Origin of the sequence: Thermoplasma sp., assembly GCF_008709555.1 — an archaeon.
Classification (GTDB): domain Archaea; phylum Thermoplasmatota; class Thermoplasmata; order Thermoplasmatales; family Thermoplasmataceae; genus Thermoplasma.
The window spans coordinates 1-17,195 of sequence record NZ_VYIJ01000016.1; the positions used below are offsets into that span (position 1 = coordinate 1).

The 17,195-nt window shown below is 47.1% G+C and carries 16 protein-coding genes; 6 read left to right on the forward strand and 10 right to left on the reverse strand.

Annotation, left to right across the window (positions count from 1 at the left end; all coding sequences use genetic code 11):
- Positions 1-295 precede the first annotated feature (295 nt).
- Entirely contained in the window at positions 296-877 is a 582-nt protein-coding gene (locus tag F6Q11_RS06030) for a hypothetical protein (RefSeq protein ID WP_297027234.1), read from the forward strand.
- 8 nt (positions 878-885) lie between these two features.
- Here the strand turns inward: F6Q11_RS06030 and F6Q11_RS06035 are convergent, their stop codons facing one another.
- Both F6Q11_RS06035 and F6Q11_RS06040 read right to left on the reverse strand, forming a co-directional pair.
- Positions 886-1,734, reverse strand: a complete 849-nt coding sequence (locus tag F6Q11_RS06035) for a thiamine pyrophosphate-dependent enzyme (protein ID WP_297027237.1) — start codon at positions 1,732-1,734, stop codon at positions 886-888.
- A 5-nt stretch (positions 1,735-1,739) separates the two neighbouring features.
- Positions 1,740-3,506: a 2-oxoacid:acceptor oxidoreductase subunit alpha gene (locus F6Q11_RS06040; protein WP_297027240.1), complete on the reverse strand. Its 1,767-nt coding sequence runs from the start codon at positions 3,504-3,506 to the stop codon at positions 1,740-1,742.
- Between the two features lie 187 nt (positions 3,507-3,693).
- Between F6Q11_RS06040 and F6Q11_RS06045 the strand changes: the two genes are divergently transcribed.
- Positions 3,694-5,067, forward strand: coding sequence for an aspartate ammonia-lyase (locus F6Q11_RS06045; protein ID WP_297027242.1), 1,374 nt, complete (start codon positions 3,694-3,696; stop codon positions 5,065-5,067).
- 123 nt (positions 5,068-5,190) lie between these two features.
- Here the strand turns inward: F6Q11_RS06045 and F6Q11_RS06050 are convergent, their stop codons facing one another.
- Positions 5,191-5,724: an Lrp/AsnC family transcriptional regulator gene (locus F6Q11_RS06050; RefSeq protein ID WP_297027244.1), complete on the reverse strand. Its 534-nt coding sequence runs from the start codon at positions 5,722-5,724 to the stop codon at positions 5,191-5,193.
- Positions 5,725-6,078: 354 nt separating this feature from the next.
- Between F6Q11_RS06050 and F6Q11_RS06055 the strand changes: the two genes are divergently transcribed.
- Complete coding sequence (locus F6Q11_RS06055; RefSeq protein WP_297027246.1) at positions 6,079-7,284, forward strand: tRNA (N(6)-L-threonylcarbamoyladenosine(37)-C(2))-methylthiotransferase; 1,206 nt, start codon at positions 6,079-6,081, stop codon at positions 7,282-7,284.
- Here the strand turns inward: F6Q11_RS06055 and dph2 are convergent.
- The 4 genes from dph2 to F6Q11_RS06075 all read right to left on the reverse strand — a co-directional run bounded on the left by dph2 (position 7,258) and on the right by F6Q11_RS06075 (position 11,132).
- Positions 7,258-8,277, reverse strand: coding sequence for a diphthamide biosynthesis enzyme Dph2 (gene dph2, locus F6Q11_RS06060; protein ID WP_297027249.1), 1,020 nt, complete (start codon positions 8,275-8,277; stop codon positions 7,258-7,260). The two genes, F6Q11_RS06055 and dph2, sit on opposite strands and share 27 nt — an antisense overlap.
- Before the next feature lie 77 nt (positions 8,278-8,354).
- Positions 8,355-9,053 (reverse strand): hypothetical protein, encoded by a 699-nt coding sequence (locus tag F6Q11_RS06065; protein ID WP_297027252.1) that lies wholly within the window; start codon positions 9,051-9,053, stop codon positions 8,355-8,357.
- A 47-nt stretch (positions 9,054-9,100) separates the two neighbouring features.
- Entirely contained in the window at positions 9,101-9,613 is a 513-nt protein-coding gene (locus F6Q11_RS06070; RefSeq protein WP_297027254.1) for a hypothetical protein, read from the reverse strand.
- 61 nt (positions 9,614-9,674) lie between these two features.
- Positions 9,675-11,132 (reverse strand): sugar porter family MFS transporter, encoded by a 1,458-nt coding sequence (locus tag F6Q11_RS06075; protein WP_297027256.1) that lies wholly within the window; start codon positions 11,130-11,132, stop codon positions 9,675-9,677.
- Between the two features lie 271 nt (positions 11,133-11,403).
- Between F6Q11_RS06075 and F6Q11_RS06080 the strand changes: the two genes are divergently transcribed.
- Both F6Q11_RS06080 and F6Q11_RS06085 read left to right on the forward strand, forming a co-directional pair.
- A complete protein-coding gene (locus tag F6Q11_RS06080; RefSeq protein ID WP_297027258.1) occupies positions 11,404-12,171 on the forward strand; it encodes an SDR family oxidoreductase in 768 nt (255 codons plus the stop codon).
- Between the two features lie 154 nt (positions 12,172-12,325).
- On the forward strand, positions 12,326-13,294 hold the full coding sequence (locus F6Q11_RS06085) for a Gfo/Idh/MocA family protein (RefSeq protein WP_297027259.1): 969 nt from the start codon (positions 12,326-12,328) through the stop codon (positions 13,292-13,294).
- Here the strand turns inward: F6Q11_RS06085 and menC are convergent.
- The gene (gene menC, locus F6Q11_RS06090) at positions 13,286-14,371 is read right to left on the reverse strand and encodes an o-succinylbenzoate synthase (protein ID WP_297027261.1); all 1,086 of its coding nucleotides are present in this window, start codon (positions 14,369-14,371) and stop codon (positions 13,286-13,288) included. The genes F6Q11_RS06085 and menC overlap by 9 nt on opposite strands.
- A gap of 307 nt (positions 14,372-14,678) precedes the next feature.
- Between menC and amrS the strand changes: the two genes are divergently transcribed.
- On the forward strand, positions 14,679-15,740 hold the full coding sequence (amrS, locus tag F6Q11_RS06095) for an AmmeMemoRadiSam system radical SAM enzyme (protein ID WP_297027264.1): 1,062 nt from the start codon (positions 14,679-14,681) through the stop codon (positions 15,738-15,740).
- On the opposite strand, the gene aroF is transcribed toward amrS, so the two are convergent.
- Both aroF and F6Q11_RS06105 read right to left on the reverse strand, forming a co-directional pair.
- A complete protein-coding gene (aroF, locus tag F6Q11_RS06100; RefSeq protein ID WP_297027267.1) occupies positions 15,728-16,663 on the reverse strand; it encodes a 3-deoxy-7-phosphoheptulonate synthase in 936 nt (311 codons plus the stop codon). The genes amrS and aroF overlap by 13 nt on opposite strands.
- Complete coding sequence (locus F6Q11_RS06105) at positions 16,660-17,193, reverse strand: hypothetical protein (RefSeq protein WP_297027269.1); 534 nt, start codon at positions 17,191-17,193, stop codon at positions 16,660-16,662. The genes aroF and F6Q11_RS06105 overlap by 4 nt, the downstream gene beginning before the upstream one ends.
- Positions 17,194-17,195 lie beyond the last annotated feature (2 nt).

Consider the following 17,195-nt stretch of genomic DNA (forward strand, 5'->3'; position numbering starts at 1 on the left):
TATTTTGCCCATAGGCAAGAAGGCATATCTTAAATGGATAGCGTACGAGGATCGACTAAAAGCCCTTGAACATAGCGGTCTATCTCAGTCTTTCCGTATGATGTTCAGTGAATCCCGGAACAAGCCATGAAAATTTAAAGCACCGAGTGAAATCATTTATATATTGGAAACTGCTAGTATGATTATGAGAACCACTTAAACTAATACTTCAATGTATAGAATCAACAAATGCATATATTCCGGAAGGTTTGGAACTGGATTATAAATGTTGATGAATAACATTATAATTCATTAGATGGGGGTGGATCAGATCTCCAGGATAAGAATAGAAACGAGGAAAAGAAGAAAATTTCCCAGTATGAGAACTCCCGGCGTGGCTTTCCTTGTACTCTTCCTATCTCTGGCTATACTTGGATCCGCTCTAATAGGGTATTCTTATACGCAACACCCTACATATTACAACTATTCAGTTGAGGAGTATTCGGTCAACGGAAGCGCAAATATAACATTATATAATTTCTTCGGAATACCTTCTAACCTTACGATAATGACCAGTAATTCTACAGTTCATGTAAATATCTATATAGTTTCAGAATACAAGAACCTCACAGGGGTAACTGTAACCAGCGAAAGACTGATCGATAACCTTACGATAGGCCCAAAATCAACCCACACCGTATATCTTGCCGCCCAGTATGCCAACATACCTTATAATGTACAGATAACGGCGGAAAAATGGTCTCATACTTCGTTGATATATTCAACAAAGATAGAAAAAACTGCTGATTCAAATATCTATATAGAGACTCCTGGCATCATTATATTCATCACCAGTATGATATTGATTGCAGTATACCTGACAAAATTTAAAAAATAAATGATTGATTATGCGAATTCTTCCAGATCTTCCTCGGTAAGTGTATGAAGCTTCTGTTCTATTAGCGGGCCTTCCTTCAGCACCTCATCAAGGTCCTCGTAAGTAGGCCTATCAACCTCGTAAAAAACGCCTATCGGTATGTGGTCGCCCCATTCGAAGGCCAGCTTGTAAGCCTGATCGAAGTTCGTGACATCGTTATTCTCGAGATGGTACACCCTCGGCCTGAAGTACTCGTAGCTGTTTTCCTTGTTCCATGTCACGCATGGGCTTATGACGTCTATGAAAGAGAATCCCTTGTGCTTTATTGCGCGTACAGTAAGATCCTTCAGGTGCTTTACATCTCCGGAGAATCCCCTGGCCACGAATGTTGCTCCAGCGTTCAGGGCAAATGCTATGGGGTTGAACGGCGTCTCTATGTTTCCGTCCGGGGTTGTCTTAGTTCTCAAGCCTAACGGCGCGGTAGGAGAGGCCTGCCCGGTCGTCAGACCGAAGACCTGGTTATCGGATACCATGTACGTTATATCAACGTTCCTCTTCGCCGTGTGGTAGAAGTGCTGAGTACCCTCGAAGAAACCGTCACCGTCTCCACCGTATGCTATGACCGTGAGCTTCGAGTTGGCCCATTTCACGCCAGCAGCGAAAGGTACGAGCCTCCCATGCAGGCCATGGAAACCGTACGTATTCAGAAACTCAGGCATGTTGGATGAGCATCCGATACCTGAAGCCACAACCACGTCCTTTGGATCGATCTTGAGCTCAGCAAGGGCCATCGTGATGGCGGAAAGCTGGGCGAAATTGCCACAGCCAGGGCACCAGTCTGGTGGTACCCTCTTGTTCTTGTAATCGTTCATATTCATTGTTATCACTCCCTAATTACCTCATTCTTCTTCCCTATCCTTACCTCTATTTCCTCTGCAAGGGCATTCGGATAGAATGCCTCTCCATCGTACTTTGTTATGAGCTCAGGCTTCACAAGGAACTGCGCTGCGATGTACTTCGATAACTGCCCAGAATAGTTGTTCTCAACCGCAAATATCTTCTTCCTGTTCTTCAGCAGTGTACCTATGTCTGGGTTCAGCGGGAACACATTCTTGACCTCTATTGCGCCTATCTTTATGCCTTTCGACCTGAGTATGTCTATTGCCTCCTCAACGGCACCCTTCGTGCTTCCCCACTGTATTATGACGTAATCAGCATCCTGAATCCGGTATGTCGGAGTTGGCTTCATCTCCTCTATGTATGTGTCGAGCTTGCGCATCCTCTTCTGCATCATCCTTATCCTGTCCTGTGGATTCGTAACAGCATCGCTGACAACGTCCCCGTACTCGTTGTGCTCATCTGAATCCTCGTTGTGCATATTTCCAGGCTGTCCCGGGATCGCCCTGGGTGATATTCCAGTTTCAGTTATCAGGTACCTCTTGTAATCAGGTTCGTTGTCCTTAGCCCTCAGTCCATGGTCTATGGTGAAGTTAAGGTCGAAACTGTCTATGGTATCGTAATGCTCGGCCAGGTAGAGATCGGACATAATGAAAACAGGCGTCTGATATTTTTCCGCTATGTTCATGGCCTCTCTTGTCAAGTAGAACGATTCCTCTATATCGCCTGGAGCGAACACTATCCTCGGGAAATCGCCCTGCGATGCTCCGAGAACCTGGTTCAGATCACCCTGCTCAGTCTTGGTTGGAAGACCCGTGGACGGGCCTGTCCTCTGTGCCTCATATATGACAAGAGGTACCTCGGTCATCCCTGATAGACCAACAGCCTCGGTCATGAGTGCGAAACCACCGCCGGATGAACCTGTCATAGCACGGATGCCTGCGTAGTTCGCGCCTATGGTGGTGTTTATTGCAGATATCTCATCCTCCGGTATTTTCACGAATACACCATACTTCTTTGCGTGCTGTGCCAGAAAGTGGAGCGCCGATGATGCCGGCGTCATCGGATACGCTACATACATCTTTAGGCCGCCTGCAACTGCTCCAAGAGCTACTGCCATTCCACCGGATATCGTGTACTTCTTCTTTCCGAACTTGAACTTCTTGCCAAGAGGCTTGAAGTTTGCGAGATAATAATCGTAGCCTTCCTTTGCGGCCTTCACGTTCAGTTCAGCTATCTCACCCTTTTTGCCGAACTGGTCCCTTATGACATCTGCGAATATATTGAAATCAATGCCAGTTGCGGCTATCGCTGCGCCGAGACCAACCGTATTCTTCAAAAGCGTGTTCTTGCTGTACTTTGCCGCTATGTCCGCGAGAGGCATCGAGCAGTAATTTGTGTCCCTCTTCGTGTAGTTCTTTATCGAATTGTCAAATATTACGATCCCATCCTTTCCAAGAGGTGAAGCTCCGCCCTCATTTATGTCAGGATTCGTGTGCCTTTCGACACCGTCCTGATTGAGCGCTATGAGAATGTCAAGGCCATCGCCCTGATTCTTCACCTTCACGTCCGAAGCACGCACCTGGTACCAGGACTCGCCACCCCTTATTATGTCCTGATAATAGTTGTAAGAGGTAGCATAAAGCCCACTTCTTGCAAAAGTTCTTATCAGGATTTCGCCGGCAGACTGCACACCGTCACCGGCTGCACCGGCTACTCTGATAATGACCTCATTTTGCCTCATGATTGTCATCTCTTGTTATCACCGGATGATATTAATATGTTTTTTCTCTTTTCACAACTAATTGATATATAGCATGAAATGCATGTAAATTGTATTCACTGCAGATATTTATCATGCCGCGTTCTTCATGCGATTACTTTTTGATATCCTCATTCTGGCACAATCAAAAATTTATACGTACAAACGATAGTCACGCATGAGGACGGAAAGAGACGTCATTGGAGAGGTACAGCTGCCCGATAACGTTTTTTACGGCATAAACACCGCAAGGGCAAGGGAGAACTTCAGGATCACTGGCCTGACCGCAGATTCTGATCACATCGTTTCAATAGCGCAGGTAAAGAAGGCGGCAGCGCTTGCTAATGCTGACGGCGGCGCACTGGACAAGGAGAAGGCCGATTACATTTCGAGAGCCTGTGATGAAATAATCAGCGGAAAATACCATGACCAGTTTGTCATAGATGTCTACCAAGCCGGTGCAGGCACCTCATACAATATGAACGCCAACGAAGTGATAGCAAATGTAGCACTCACGCTGATGGGAAAGAACAAGGGCGATTACTCTGTAATACACCCAAACGACCATGTGAACATGAGCCAGTCGACAAACGATGTCTATCCTACCATGATGCGCCTCACGGTTTCCAAGAAGATCAAGAAGCTGAAGGATGCACTCAATGAGCTGATCGAGAGCCTGGAAGCAAAGAGCAGGGAGTTCAGGGGTATCGCCAAACCTGGCAGAACTCATCTGCAGGATGCCGCTCCTGTTACGCTCGGCCTAGAATTCGGAGCCTATGCATACGCCATGAAGAAGGACCGCGATGAATTGATCGACGCATCCGATTACATAATGGAACTCAACATAGGAGGTACAGCTGTAGGTACGGGCATAAACACCGCGAAGAACTACCAGGAAAACGTTGTAAAGCACATAAACGAGATAACGAAGGAAAATTTCAGGAAGAGCCCCAATCTGCTCGGGATAATGCAGTTCATGACAGACTTCTCCAGGGTCATGAACGCGGTGACTAACCTTGCGCTTGATGTGGAGAAGATGGCCAACGACATAAGGCTCCTTTATTCAGGTCCTGGAACTGGCATACATGAGATAATAATACCCGCTGTCCAGCAGGGATCCTCAATAATGCCCGGGAAGATAAACCCATCAATAGCCGAGGCGATGAACATGATATGCCACTCTGTGATAGGCGCACAGCAGGCAGTCAACATGAGCGTGCAGGCAGGACAGCTTGAGCTCAACGTGATGATGCCGAACATCGATTACGAATTGACGAGATCGCTGGACATAATGACGAACGGCCTGAAGATGTTCAAGGAGAAGCTGATAGATGGTGTTAAGGCCAATGTCCCTGTATGCAGGGAACACCTGGCAAACAGCTTTGGATCAGCTGCGCTCCTGAACCCGTACCTTGGCTACGACAACGTGGCGAAGATCGTCAGGGAGGCCGTGGAAACAGGCAAATCAATAAAGAGCCTGGTGCTTGCCACGGGCAAGATAACAGAAGAACAGTACATGAAGATAATGGATAGCGGGGTTCCCAAGGACTGATCCTTGACCCGCCCTTATATTTTTAGGATCATAGAGGATCCGAACAGCAAGCTTATTTTCTGCAAAATGCTATTGCAGGAGACGCCTGGATTTCATGCATGACCTGATGGCTGGTGATCGTTATCAGATACCTATCCATGGATTCTTTCTGTAGGCTTTGGATATTATCATTGTCTCGAAGTTTTTGACGCCACTCATCTTGGATATCTGGTTCTCAAAGTTCTCTATGGCTTCAAGGTTCAGGAAGAGCGTCTCAGCTATGAGCTGGTTCTTGCCCCTTCTTCTGTAAAGGCTCAATACGTTTATGTTGTCCGTTATGGAGTTCGCAACATCATCCATCTTGTTCGGGTCCACGTCGATGATTATGTAAGCCTTGATGCTGTTCTCCACAGCCTGAAGATCAACAAGTGCAGAAAAGCCTATTATTATCTTCTTTCTAACAAGCTCATTTATCCTCCTTCTGACCGTTGCCTCGCTGGTATTGAGAGCTTTAGCTATCTCCGCGTTCGAGATCCTCGCATTATACCTCAGAAAGCATATTATCTGCTTGTCAAGCTCGTCAACAGGCAGGAGTGACGGATCGATCCTCGACCAGCGGATGGCGACATCGCAGCTGTAGCCCTCCAGGTACTGATCTGATATGTCTTTCTTTTCCATATTCAGTTATTTATTTTAAATATATAAATTCTGAGTTTAAGATTCGGTTATTTTATAACGGATAGCTAAATATTTTTTTATAAAATGATTATTTTTGCACAACATGTATACGATCAGAGCAATTATTAAGCTTTTCACCTGTTATTTCGACCTTTGACGTATACCCCTTCTGGATGCCAAGGAATTATGGATCATCTTTGGCCAGCCAGCATCCTTGATTTTTGCGGTGGATGCACATAAAATGTGTCATGGACGCTGCCGCACAATATCTTTGCAAGCCAAAAGGCATTGAAGACCAGCTTGTCAGCGTAAACGATAATCTATGCTAATATACCAGAAGAAAATCCACAACAAATGAAGATCTACTACGAGGGCTATGGATGCACGCTCAACCAGGGAGAAACAGGACTCTACGTGAACAGGCTCCTGTCCGATGGATCCGTCCTTGTAAGCAGGCCAGAGGATGCGGATCTGTCCATAATTGGCACATGTGCTGTCATTAAAAAGACAGAGGACCACATGATGAGGAGGATCGAGGAGCTGAGCAGGTATGGACGTGTGAGAGTCATAGGATGCCTCTCAGCCATAAAGGGCAGGGAGATCTCTGGCGGAAATATAGAGGCTGTTGACAGAAAACAGTTCCAGCAGTTTCAGGAATACCTTGATGATACATCGATCGTGGATGCAGAGATCATGTCCGGGATACCAATAAACCAGGGATGCACCGGAAGATGCAATTTCTGTATATCTCACATAGCAAGGGGAAAACTCGTGTCAAGAAAGCCGGAAAAGATAGCAAATCAGGTGAAGATGATCGTATCATCCGGAAAGAAGGAGATAAGGATAAGTTCCCTTGACACGGCCGCATATGGCAAGGACACTGGCTACAGGCTTCCATCGCTCATAAAGGATATCACCTCAATTGATGGCGACTTCATGCTGCGCGTTGGTATGATGGAGCCAAGGAACACCATGGAGATACTGGACGGTCTCCTGGAAGCCTATGATGACCCAAAGGTATTCAAGTTCCTGCATATCCCCGTTCAGAGCGGGGATGATGATGTCCTTAGAGCCATGAACAGGGAATACACCGTGGATGAGTTCCTGAAGATCGTACGATCGTTCAGGAAACGCTTTCCGGATATGACTCTTTCAACCGACGTCATAATAGGGTACCATGCTGAGACGGATCGCAGCTTCGATCTGACCTGCGATCTAATAGAGGAGATAAAACCGGAGATAGTGAACGTCACGAGGTTCTCGCCGAGAGAGCTGACTCCGGACTTCGAGCACAGGCCCAGGCCGACCAACCTGCTGAAGGAACAGGACAGAAGAATAGCCGAGATACACGGGCACATAGTATCAGAAAGATTTTCGGCACTCGTGGGAAAGGTGGAACGTGTACTCATAACAGAGATCGGAAAACCGGGTACCATGGTCGGGCGGGATTCCGCATACAGACCAGTGATCGTGGAAGACAGCGTCGAAAAATATTCATGGCATTCCGTGCGCATAATCGGCTTTGAAAATGCCTCACTGATCGGTAGCGTCATCGACTGATACGATCTCATCCAAAACGTATCCATTTGTGGACTTCAAAAAAGCCATCGAAAACTCTGCGGGCGTCAGCACCGGAACGGAGAACCGTTCCTGGTCATCTATGGGAACCCTGGGGCATCCAGTGTATACGACGAGATCGCACCCCATGTTCTGTATATCCTGATCGCTTATGTTATCGGTGTATGACAGTACAGCGTCCTTTCCAAGGGATCTGGCACTTTCCATCAGCGTTCTGGCAAGTCTTTCTCTCCTCTGGCCTATCCTCGTATCGACCATGAAGCATATCTTCCTTGAATCCATGGATCTGAATATCTGGGCATAGCGTTTCCTTACGAAGGCATCGGCTTCCCGCTCCATGGAACGAAGGGACATTTCGTTAAGATCTAACAGGAACACCGGTTTTTCGGTGGATATCTGCGATCCGATTGCATGGAATACGCCTGTTGAAACTATGACGAATGCGTCAACCTGATTCTCTATGGAATGAACTGAGCTGAAGTTGCATCCGAGTACCTGGCCGTCATAGGTCATTCGCCTATCGGATCGCCCCATCACGACCTCGAAGGATCTGGACTCGAGTATCTGCCTGACGCGATCAGAGGTATACCTGTACTGTATGGAATAAAGTAACCCTATCCTATGGTATTTGCCTATTGGACTTGTGTCTATATCCTTTATGTCGATGGTTTTGTAATGCTCGATGAATATCACCGGCTTTGGATAATTGACATTCCGCATTATTGAGTGCCCGACCTGCACTATAGCGTCAACCTTCTCGTAGAGGTATGATGGGCCTATGTCGCAGGCGCCATATACGGGCGATGATGATACGATGACATCGTACCTCCGCGAAAGATAGTTGAAATAATCGAATGTATAGGGCTTGAGACCATCAGGAAGCTGCAGGAGTATCTTCCTTGCACCCATTTCCCTGAGACGCCTGTCGGCCTCATTCACGTCGTTCAAAACAAACTCTGGAACTTCAGGATCCATGGTAAATTATGCACCTGTTCCGGCTTACATTGTGCTCCTGTATTTTACCTCTTCCCATGACCATAGTTGACGATGGATCAGAAAAGGAACGCTGGCAGACCTATGAGTACTGAGAAAAGTGCTGCAAGGTTTATCGGAACCAGAAAAGGCATCCTGTACGACATCCTGGCGCGGTCTCCAGAACCGATAATCCTATACTTCTGGCTGTTTTTTGAGTATTCTGCCTCGTCATAGGCAATGTATATGCCATCAAATCTAAGACCCCTATGCAAAGCACTCAGATAAAACGCAATTATAACAAGAAGCGAGAACGCAGAGATATATATCAGGAAGCTCACAGCAAACACAGACCCAAGGAATAATGGCCTGTTCAAGTACTGGAACGCCATGAGGTAAGAGACCTCCGCCTTGACGTCACCTATGCCGAAGAGCGTCTCCCTGAAGCCAAGCAATACGAAGAGTATCGCCACAAGAACGCCTATGCTCAGCGATCCTGTGAGTACGGCGATTATGAAGGATATAGCGGGAAGCAACAGGTATATGTAGGAATCCGTGCGCATGAAGGTGGAAAGGGCAAGGACGGACGTGAGGATCGCCATATAATATTCATGGAGTAATATATAATATACGGCAGCCACAAAGAACATGGGCAGAAATGTGAAGGAATTAACCGTTCTCTTCCTAATGTCAGATAATGAGGAGTAAAGGGCGATGATGGCGAAGATGCCAAAAGAAGCTGCGAAGAAGGCTGGGTTCCAGTAGAGCATTTCCAGCATTCTAGGGCTTCAAATTTATTAAATCTTTTCACGGTCGAAATCCGGGATCATATCTGCGGTTCTTCCGGTGTCTTCTTCTGTTTGAGTATCAGTCCTATTATGGCTACTATTATCCCCACAATTATGAGTACTATGCCAATGACCGTTATGAATGATAGATAGGAATAGCTCAGAGGTATGTAACTGTATGTTATGGCTGGTGCCGTGCCGTTAATAACTATAATGTAATAAGATCCAGCCGTGGTAAGATCGTACGCCCAGACATGTTCGGATGAGACAGAGGTTGTCGTAAGTGGGCTTATAGCTCTTGAAGCTGCATTGGTGGCGTTAAGGCCTGTCATGTTGGCCGAAGATATGAGGTATATCGAGGAAAATGTGCTGTCCACGGTGAGCAGTGATGGTGATGATATGTTTATTTCATGGCCATATATCCCAGTGCTGATCTGGCTCAGCGCGGTTCCTGTAACGGTGTAATGGCCCAAAAGATAATCGCCACCGGCAAACATCGCTATTCCTATTACAAATATCACAGCACCTATTATGACGATATTCTTTCGCATGACGAATGGAAAACAGAATCCTCTTATTAAAAACTTTTCAATAAAAATTTTTAAAAATAATTCATTTGGGATCTGCGGGTACAGATTCCTTCTTCATGGATATCGATGCGCTCTTCATCTGCCCAAGATTGTTGTTCTCGAACAGGGAATCGATCTGTTCAACGGAGAGTCCTTTCGTCTCCGGCATTATGTAGTAAAACAGTATCAGTGCTATCAATGAAAGAACGCCGAAAACGAACTCCACGTTCTTCATTGTTATCGCTGAGTCCATCACCGGGAACAGTTCTATTATTGCGAAATTGGCTATCCAGTCTATGAAGGCTCCCAGCGAGGCGTAAAGCCCCCTCATGCTTGTCGGGAAATACTCGCCCTGGATCATCCAGCCCGTACCACCAACACCGAAGGCGAAGAAGATTATGAACCCGGCGAACGCTATGAAGAGTCCTATGTCAAACTTTAGGTATAGTAGGACACCACCCAGTATTGCAAAGAACGTCATACCTCCGTATCCCATCAATGCGAGTTTTCTCCTGCCGACCGTGTCTATGTACTTGAATCCTATGTACGTTGCAGCAACGTTGATGATGGCAAGGATCGCGGAAGCAGCAATGGAGTAATAGATGCTGTACACGAGCGATGTTGATTTTCCCACAATGTGCAGATCCTCCAGCACCACTGGACCATAATAGAAAGGCACATTGATTCCAGTTATCTGCTGAAAGACGAAGAACAGGCCAACTATCAGGAGTGCACGCTTCACTCCCGGCGTTATCTTGTGCGGCTGAGATAGCTTGACAGATTTGAGTTCCTCCTCGCTCATATTCAGGCCAAGCTTCTTGAGCGATACGGATGCCTCACTGTATTTGCCGTTAATGAGAAGCCATCTGGGAGACTCCGGCATCACGAACCTGAAGGCAAGGCCTATTAGCGCGGGTATGGCTGCAACACCCAGCATTATCCTCCAGCCCAATGCATATGCTAGCCCTGGTGCGAAGAAGAGAGTCGCCATTCCGATAAGATATGCGGCAAGTATTCCTATTGTTATCATCCACTGCTGCAGGATACCGAGCGTACCCCTTCTTGCCTTCGGAGCGTATTCCGCTATGTAAGCCGTTGCTATTCCTGAATCAGCGCCGACGGCAATTCCTATCAGCGTTCTTGACAGCAGCAGCATCACGAGGTCAACCGTGAAGGCAGAGAGCAGTGCACCAGCTGCGTATATGGCCGCGTCCGCTATCAGCAGGTACTTTCTTCCATATCTGTCGGTAAGGCCGGCAGCAACAAGCGCTCCGACGGCAGCACCGAGTGAGGCGCCGGCTACCAGATAACCTTCAACAAACCCGCTTATTCCAGGATATATCTTTTCCAGAAGTGGAAGAGCAGATCCTATGTTGGCAGTATCGTATCCAAACAGGAAACCTCCGATCGTGGCTAGAATGGTCAGGAGCCAGTAGAATCTTGTGACCTTGCTCATGTCCAGCCTTTCGATCAGATCGGAATATCTGACTGAATTCTCCATACTATGAAATCCGCATTATATTTAATAGTTTTTTCAGACACGTTTACCGGAACCGTAAAATATATATTTATTCGTATATCAATATACTTGGGCTTTCTATTTGATATATTTTATAAGCAAAATCTGAGACAAAATTAATATACTTTAATTACGCGGAAGTGCAGTATCCTTGGTTCAATATATATTATAATTTAAGATCGGTTAAAAATGAGTAATTATTATATTATCTCTATTTGGAAAATATTTTTCAAAGATCGTTGTATGATGAAGTATGAGCGGAAAACTTGAGGGCAAGAACGCCCTGATAACGGGCGCAAGCAAGGGTCTTGGACGCGCAATAGCAGAGAAATTTGCAGAGGAGGGCGCTAGAGTGGCAATAAATTATAACAGCGACGAGAGGGCAGCGCTTGAAGTGAAGAAGGTAACTGGAGGAGAGATCTTCCGTGCCGATGTTTCCAGCAGAGAGCAGCTGCACAGGATGGCAGAGGAGATACACAGCAAGATGGGCAAGATCGATATCCTGGTGAACAACTCCGGCATCTGGTACCTCATGCCATTCGATCAGTATGACGATGAAAAGGTGCGGAGGATGATGGATGTCAACCTGATGGGGAGCATATACACAACGCTCGAATTTCTGCCGGATCTTAAGGAAAAGAAGGGGACAATAATAAACATAGCCTCAAACGCCGGTATAGGAACAGCTGCGAAGAACACTACATTTTACGCAATCACAAAGGCCGGCATCATAATGCTCACGAAGAGGCTTGCCTTTGATCTCTCCGAGTATGGAATAAGGGTCAACGCCATCGCGCCTGGATGGATAGAGACGGATCTGACCATAGGCGGAAAGAGCAGCGATGAGATAAAGAAGCTTGAGGATGATTTCAGATCGAGAACAACGCTGAAGATGGTGGGAAAGCCTGAATATATTGGCAATGCTGCCCTGTTCCTCGCCACTAAGGATTCCGAATACATGAACGGCCAGGTGATCGTCATAGATGGGGGAAGGATCGACAACCTTACACATGGCATCTGAAACAATTTTTATTTTTTGACTCTATGAAATAGGTATTATTGTGTTGGAGCCCTTATAATTGACTCGGTCTTGCATCTCATATAATTCTAAAAGTTTTTAAATAAAATATGAATAATCAAAAAGTTTAAGTGTAATACGGCAATTTTATACCTGTATGGATATAGTGCTGGTGGGCTGCAAGGGATTCGGTAAGGAGCATCTCAGGGTGTATTCAAAATTGGGCTACGATGTCTCAATAGTCGAGAGGGATAAGGATGAGGCTAAGAGATGTTCGGATCTTTACAACGTGTCGAAGATATATGACAATTACGAAGATGCCCTTCGGTCCAGCGCCAGCATAGTGGATCTTGTTGTTCCAGATGGCCTGCATTATGAGATGGGTTCCCTGGCGCTGAAGTCCAGAAAGAACCTGCTGGTTGAGAAACCCATAACGCCAGACATAGACTCCGGAATAAGCCTCATACAACAGGCGGAAGAATCAAAGCTGAAGTTCATGGTTGCAGAACAGTTCTACTTCGATCCCTCCATGAGGGAAGCCATAAGGAGGATAAACAACGGAGAGATCGGCAATCCGCACACGGTCATAGTGAGACATCAGTCATTCAGGGAGCTGAAGGGGTGGAGAAACGACAGGAGCATGATGGGGAGAGGCATTCTCATCGATGAGGGCACACATTACATTGACACGCTTCTCAACTTTGGTGGAAGATACAGATCCCTCAGGTCGTTTGTACACAGGACGTGGGACTACCTGGGCGAGGATACTGCTGAAGCGGTTTTCAATTTTGAAAACGGCATGCATGGTGTTTTCTTCTATTCCTGGAACTATCCAGAATTTCCCCTGGTACCTGAATTTGAGATAATCGGAGACAAGGGGAGCATATACGAGGACGTTGGAACAAAGCCAACTGAACCATGGGATCAGCGTAAACGCAGAACAGCCTATGGGGATATCATTGTAAACGGGAAGCACATACCAGTGGAAACATACGATGTCATAGAGAAGGAAATATCAGGCTTCCTGATCGCTGTAGAGAAGGATGACCCAGTCCCCATGCCTCCCGACATAGCGCTCAGGGACATGATAACGATAGACAGGATCTATAGGGCGTCATCAGACTGAGATGACGCCGGCCTCAACCATATAACGGAACATGGATTCCTCATCGATCCTGACGCCTATGCCCGGCTCATGGTATGGTTCTATGGTTCCGTTCTTCATTCTGAATGGGTTTCTGACTATATCCCTGCTGAAGTATTTCTCATTTGGAGACGTGTCGCCCGGGTAATCGACCAGATCGAGCGAGGCAAAAGCGATATTGAATGCACGCCCGATCCCAGTCTCCAGCATGCCTCCGACCCAAACATGCCCGCCGTTCTCCCTCGCTATCTCAGCAACCTTCAGCGATTCTGCGAAGCCTCCTATGCGCCCAGGCTTTATATTTATGACATCCGCAGCGCCTATCTCGAAGGCCTTCTTCGCCTTGTCCGCAGAGGTTATAGATTCATCGAGGCACAGCGGGGTCGATATCTCCTTCTTCAGCCTTGAGTGGTATATCAGGTCGTCTCCAGAGAAAGGCTGCTCTATGTATTCAAGATCGTACCTGTCAAGGTCCTTTAACCTCGGAATATCTGATGGTGTGTAATCTCCATTTGCATCCACGCTCAGAGGTATGTCTGGAAAATTGTCCCTGACATCTCTGACCAAACCCTCCCTCCCCCTGGCTATCTTGATCTTTATCCTCTTGTATCCCATTGATACCGCCTTCTCTATCTGTTCCAGCATCTCCTCGATCTTAGCCATGCCTATGGAGATACCGACATTTGCGTATCCCCTGCTCCTGCCCAGGTATCTGTATAGCGGCTGATCGCTTGCCTTGCTGTGGTAGTCCCAGAGCAGCATCTCCAGTGCGGCCTTGCCCATATTGTGCCCCTTTATTCCCCTGACCCTCTCCATGAACGTTGAGGGGTCGGGAAGATCTGCGATATGTTTCGCTGCGAGATCCCGTATTACGTGCAGCACCGTTGTATTATCCTCATAGCCGTAATCCGGGATGGGAGAAGTGACAGCCTCAGAGTAGGCCTCGACACCATCATGCGACAGCCTGAACAAGAGCGCTTCCCTGTACTCTTCTGTACCGAAACTTGTCGTAAAAGGTCTGAGGAATGGTATCCTGACCTTATAGAAGTTGATCTGCATGATCATTGAATGATGAGCCTATTATTTAATCATTCTCCGTACACAGATACCCGTATGGGAAAAAAGGGGCGGTATTGTCGTATCTGGTAATGCGATCTTCGTATAATCACAGGATCTTCGATCTGTTTCGTGGAAGAAATCTGGCTGGAATGGTAACACAGATAATTGGCGATCTTCACCGGTGCCATGCTGAAGGCCCACATCAGATCTGGGATATCAATAATAAGAATTATGCAAGGAAAATTCTCCACTCAGGATCAAGGGTCAATCTTTAAATGCCGGTATTCAATTGATAATGTGACAGTTTATGGCAATAAATCTGGCGCAGACCAACAGGCCGGTGATGGCAAAATTATACAGGAAACTGGGCGATGCGATAGAATGCACCGCCTGCAGTAGATACTGCAAACTGAAGCCAGGAAAGACCGGCTTCTGCGGGGTAAGAAAGAACATCGATGGGGATCTTTATCTCCTCGTCTATGGCCTTCCAGCTGCAATAAACGTCGATCCGATAGAGAAAAAACCGGTGCTGCATATGCTTCCCGGCGCGAGGATATTCTCGCTGAGCACGGTCGGATGCAGCTTCGCCTGCCAATACTGCCAAAATTATGACATAAGCCAGAGGAGGACGATAACCGGCTACCATTACGATCCGGAAGAGATTGTGCAGGAAGCGCTCAGCATGGGCTGCCATGGCATCGCGTACACATATAATGAGCCAAGCATCTTCATGGAGTACGCCCATGATATAGGGGTAATAGCAAGAAGGCATGGCCTGATAAACATCTTCGTGACCAACGGATATGAAACGCCTGAAGCCATAGAATATGCAAAAGATTTCCTTGACGCAGCAACGGTCGACTTCAAGGGAAATGCGAGCGATGAATTCTACAGGAAATATATATCAGTCCCGTCCGCAGACCCCATATTCCGCACACTGGAAAACCTCAGGGATGCAGGCATACATGTGGAGATAACCGATCTTGTCGTTCCCGGGGTGGGGGACAACCTGAAAGACGCGCGCATCATGCTTGAAAGGATAATGGATATACTCGGCCAATACGTACCAATAAGCTTCCTGAGGTTCCATCCAGATTACCGCATGATGGATTTTCCTGACACGCCGGTGGAGAGGCTGAAGGAGCATCACGATCTTGCAGTATCAATGGGATTCAAGTACGTTTACATTGGAAATGTCCCGGGTTATGGTGAGAACACCTACTGCCCAAACTGCGGGAACCTGCTCATAGAACGCTTCATCTTCTCGTCGAGGATAGTCGGGCTTGATAGGAATGGCAGATGTAAAAAATGCGGCTATGATCCGCACATACCACTGCTCAGTGAAAAAAGTGCGGATTACATCTTTTGAGATAAAACCTTCTTGAGCGCCCTGGCCTTCCCTATGATCCTCTTCAGATCAACAGGGGTTATCTGCTGCTCAGCATCCGACAGTGCACGATCTGGATCGTTGTGTACCTCTATCTCCAGCATGTCAGCTCCAGCCGCAACCGAAGCCAGAGCCATTGATTCCACAAAATCACGCCTTCCTGATGCGTGGCTTGGGTCAGCGCACACCGGGAGATGCGTTTCGGACTTCGCGTATATTATGCTGCCCACGTTCATCGTGAATCGTGTCGAATTCTCAATGCCACGTACGCCCCTGTAGCATATGACAACGTTGCCGTTTCCTCCTGATAGTATGTATTCAGCGGTTTCCAGCCACTCCTTCGCCGTATTGCCCATCCCGTTCTTGAGCAGAACTGGCTTCTTCTGCTTTCCAAGGAAACGAAGGAGATCGAAGTTCTGGGCATTCCTAGAACCCACCTGCAGCATATCGACGTCATCGAAGTACCGATAATACTCTGGGTTCATGATCTCTGTGACGATTGGGAGGCCGGTTTCTTCCTTGGCTTCCACTAGGTACTTTATGCCTCTCTCGGCCAGGCCCTGGAATGAATATGGCGATGTCCTTGGCTTGAAGGCCCCGCCGCGTATCATGTCCGCTCCGGCAGCCTTGACCGACCTTGCAATGTCCAGTATCATTTCCTCATTCTCGACCGAACATGGGCCAGCGGCCACGGTCAGTCCCTCCCCTATCCGGAGATCTGAGACCTCCACGATGCTCCTGTCCCTGAACTTCTTCGAATAGAGCCTCTCATCACCTTCTCCTCCGACCGGAGAGATGAAAACGTAGCTGTCGTACAACCTTATCATGCGGTATTCTGAACCGCTCTTCTCCATATCCTCCTGTATCATCTTCCTATCATTATCATCCTTGGCTATTACTATCATGGTATCACACTCATAACATCATTGATCATTTCCCTAGCCATGCCTGCATAGGGATTCAGCCTTATGGTATCCATCACGACCTCTGGATTTTCTCCCTCGACGAGAGAGGCGAGATCCCTCACAACATCGAATGAACGCGTATGATACCTGGCTTCTATCTTCCCGACAAGCATGGAAATGAGGTAGGGTATTATCATATCACTTACCATCATCCTATCGTGGTCTTCCGCAGTCATGCTGACCACATCATATCCCCTGAACATCTCCTCTATTATCTCTTTATATTTTACGTTTGATATATCGCTGATGAACACCACCGTCCTATGAACACCATCCCCGTAGCTTGACGGACCGAACAGCGGATGTATGCTTACTATGCTTCCGGAGTATTTCCTGAATACGGACTTGACAGAGGATACCTCAACATAAATCCGATCGCCGCGGCTTATGTAATCCATCGCAGATCCTATGGGTACGGAAAGAAATGCCATATCGGCATCATCATCGATCTCAACGCCATTGCCCGTCAATA

Excerpts from the sequence above, each read along its gene's own strand:
- F6Q11_RS06030 (WP_297027234.1), top strand. The coding sequence starts at position 296 with ATGGGGGTGGATCAGATCTCCAGGATAAGAATAGAAACGAGGAAAAGA.
- F6Q11_RS06035 (WP_297027237.1), bottom strand. The coding sequence starts at position 1,734 with ATGAATATGAACGATTACAAGAACAAGAGGGTACCACCAGACTGGTGC.
- F6Q11_RS06040 (WP_297027240.1), bottom strand. The coding sequence starts at position 3,506 with ATGACAATCATGAGGCAAAATGAGGTCATTATCAGAGTAGCCGGTGCA.
- F6Q11_RS06045 (WP_297027242.1), top strand. The coding sequence starts at position 3,694 with ATGAGGACGGAAAGAGACGTCATTGGAGAGGTACAGCTGCCCGATAAC.
- F6Q11_RS06050 (WP_297027244.1), bottom strand. The coding sequence starts at position 5,724 with ATGGAAAAGAAAGACATATCAGATCAGTACCTGGAGGGCTACAGCTGC.
- F6Q11_RS06055 (WP_297027246.1), top strand. The coding sequence starts at position 6,079 with ATGAAGATCTACTACGAGGGCTATGGATGCACGCTCAACCAGGGAGAA.
- dph2 (WP_297027249.1), bottom strand. The coding sequence starts at position 8,277 with ATGGATCCTGAAGTTCCAGAGTTTGTTTTGAACGACGTGAATGAGGCC.
- F6Q11_RS06065 (WP_297027252.1), bottom strand. The coding sequence starts at position 9,053 with ATGCTGGAAATGCTCTACTGGAACCCAGCCTTCTTCGCAGCTTCTTTT.
- F6Q11_RS06070 (WP_297027254.1), bottom strand. The coding sequence starts at position 9,613 with ATGCGAAAGAATATCGTCATAATAGGTGCTGTGATATTTGTAATAGGA.
- F6Q11_RS06075 (WP_297027256.1), bottom strand. The coding sequence starts at position 11,132 with ATGGAGAATTCAGTCAGATATTCCGATCTGATCGAAAGGCTGGACATG.
- F6Q11_RS06080 (WP_297027258.1), top strand. The coding sequence starts at position 11,404 with ATGAGCGGAAAACTTGAGGGCAAGAACGCCCTGATAACGGGCGCAAGC.
- F6Q11_RS06085 (WP_297027259.1), top strand. The coding sequence starts at position 12,326 with ATGGATATAGTGCTGGTGGGCTGCAAGGGATTCGGTAAGGAGCATCTC.
- menC (WP_297027261.1), bottom strand. The coding sequence starts at position 14,371 with ATGCAGATCAACTTCTATAAGGTCAGGATACCATTCCTCAGACCTTTT.
- amrS (WP_297027264.1), top strand. The coding sequence starts at position 14,679 with ATGGCAATAAATCTGGCGCAGACCAACAGGCCGGTGATGGCAAAATTA.
- aroF (WP_297027267.1), bottom strand. The coding sequence starts at position 16,663 with ATGATAGTAATAGCCAAGGATGATAATGATAGGAAGATGATACAGGAG.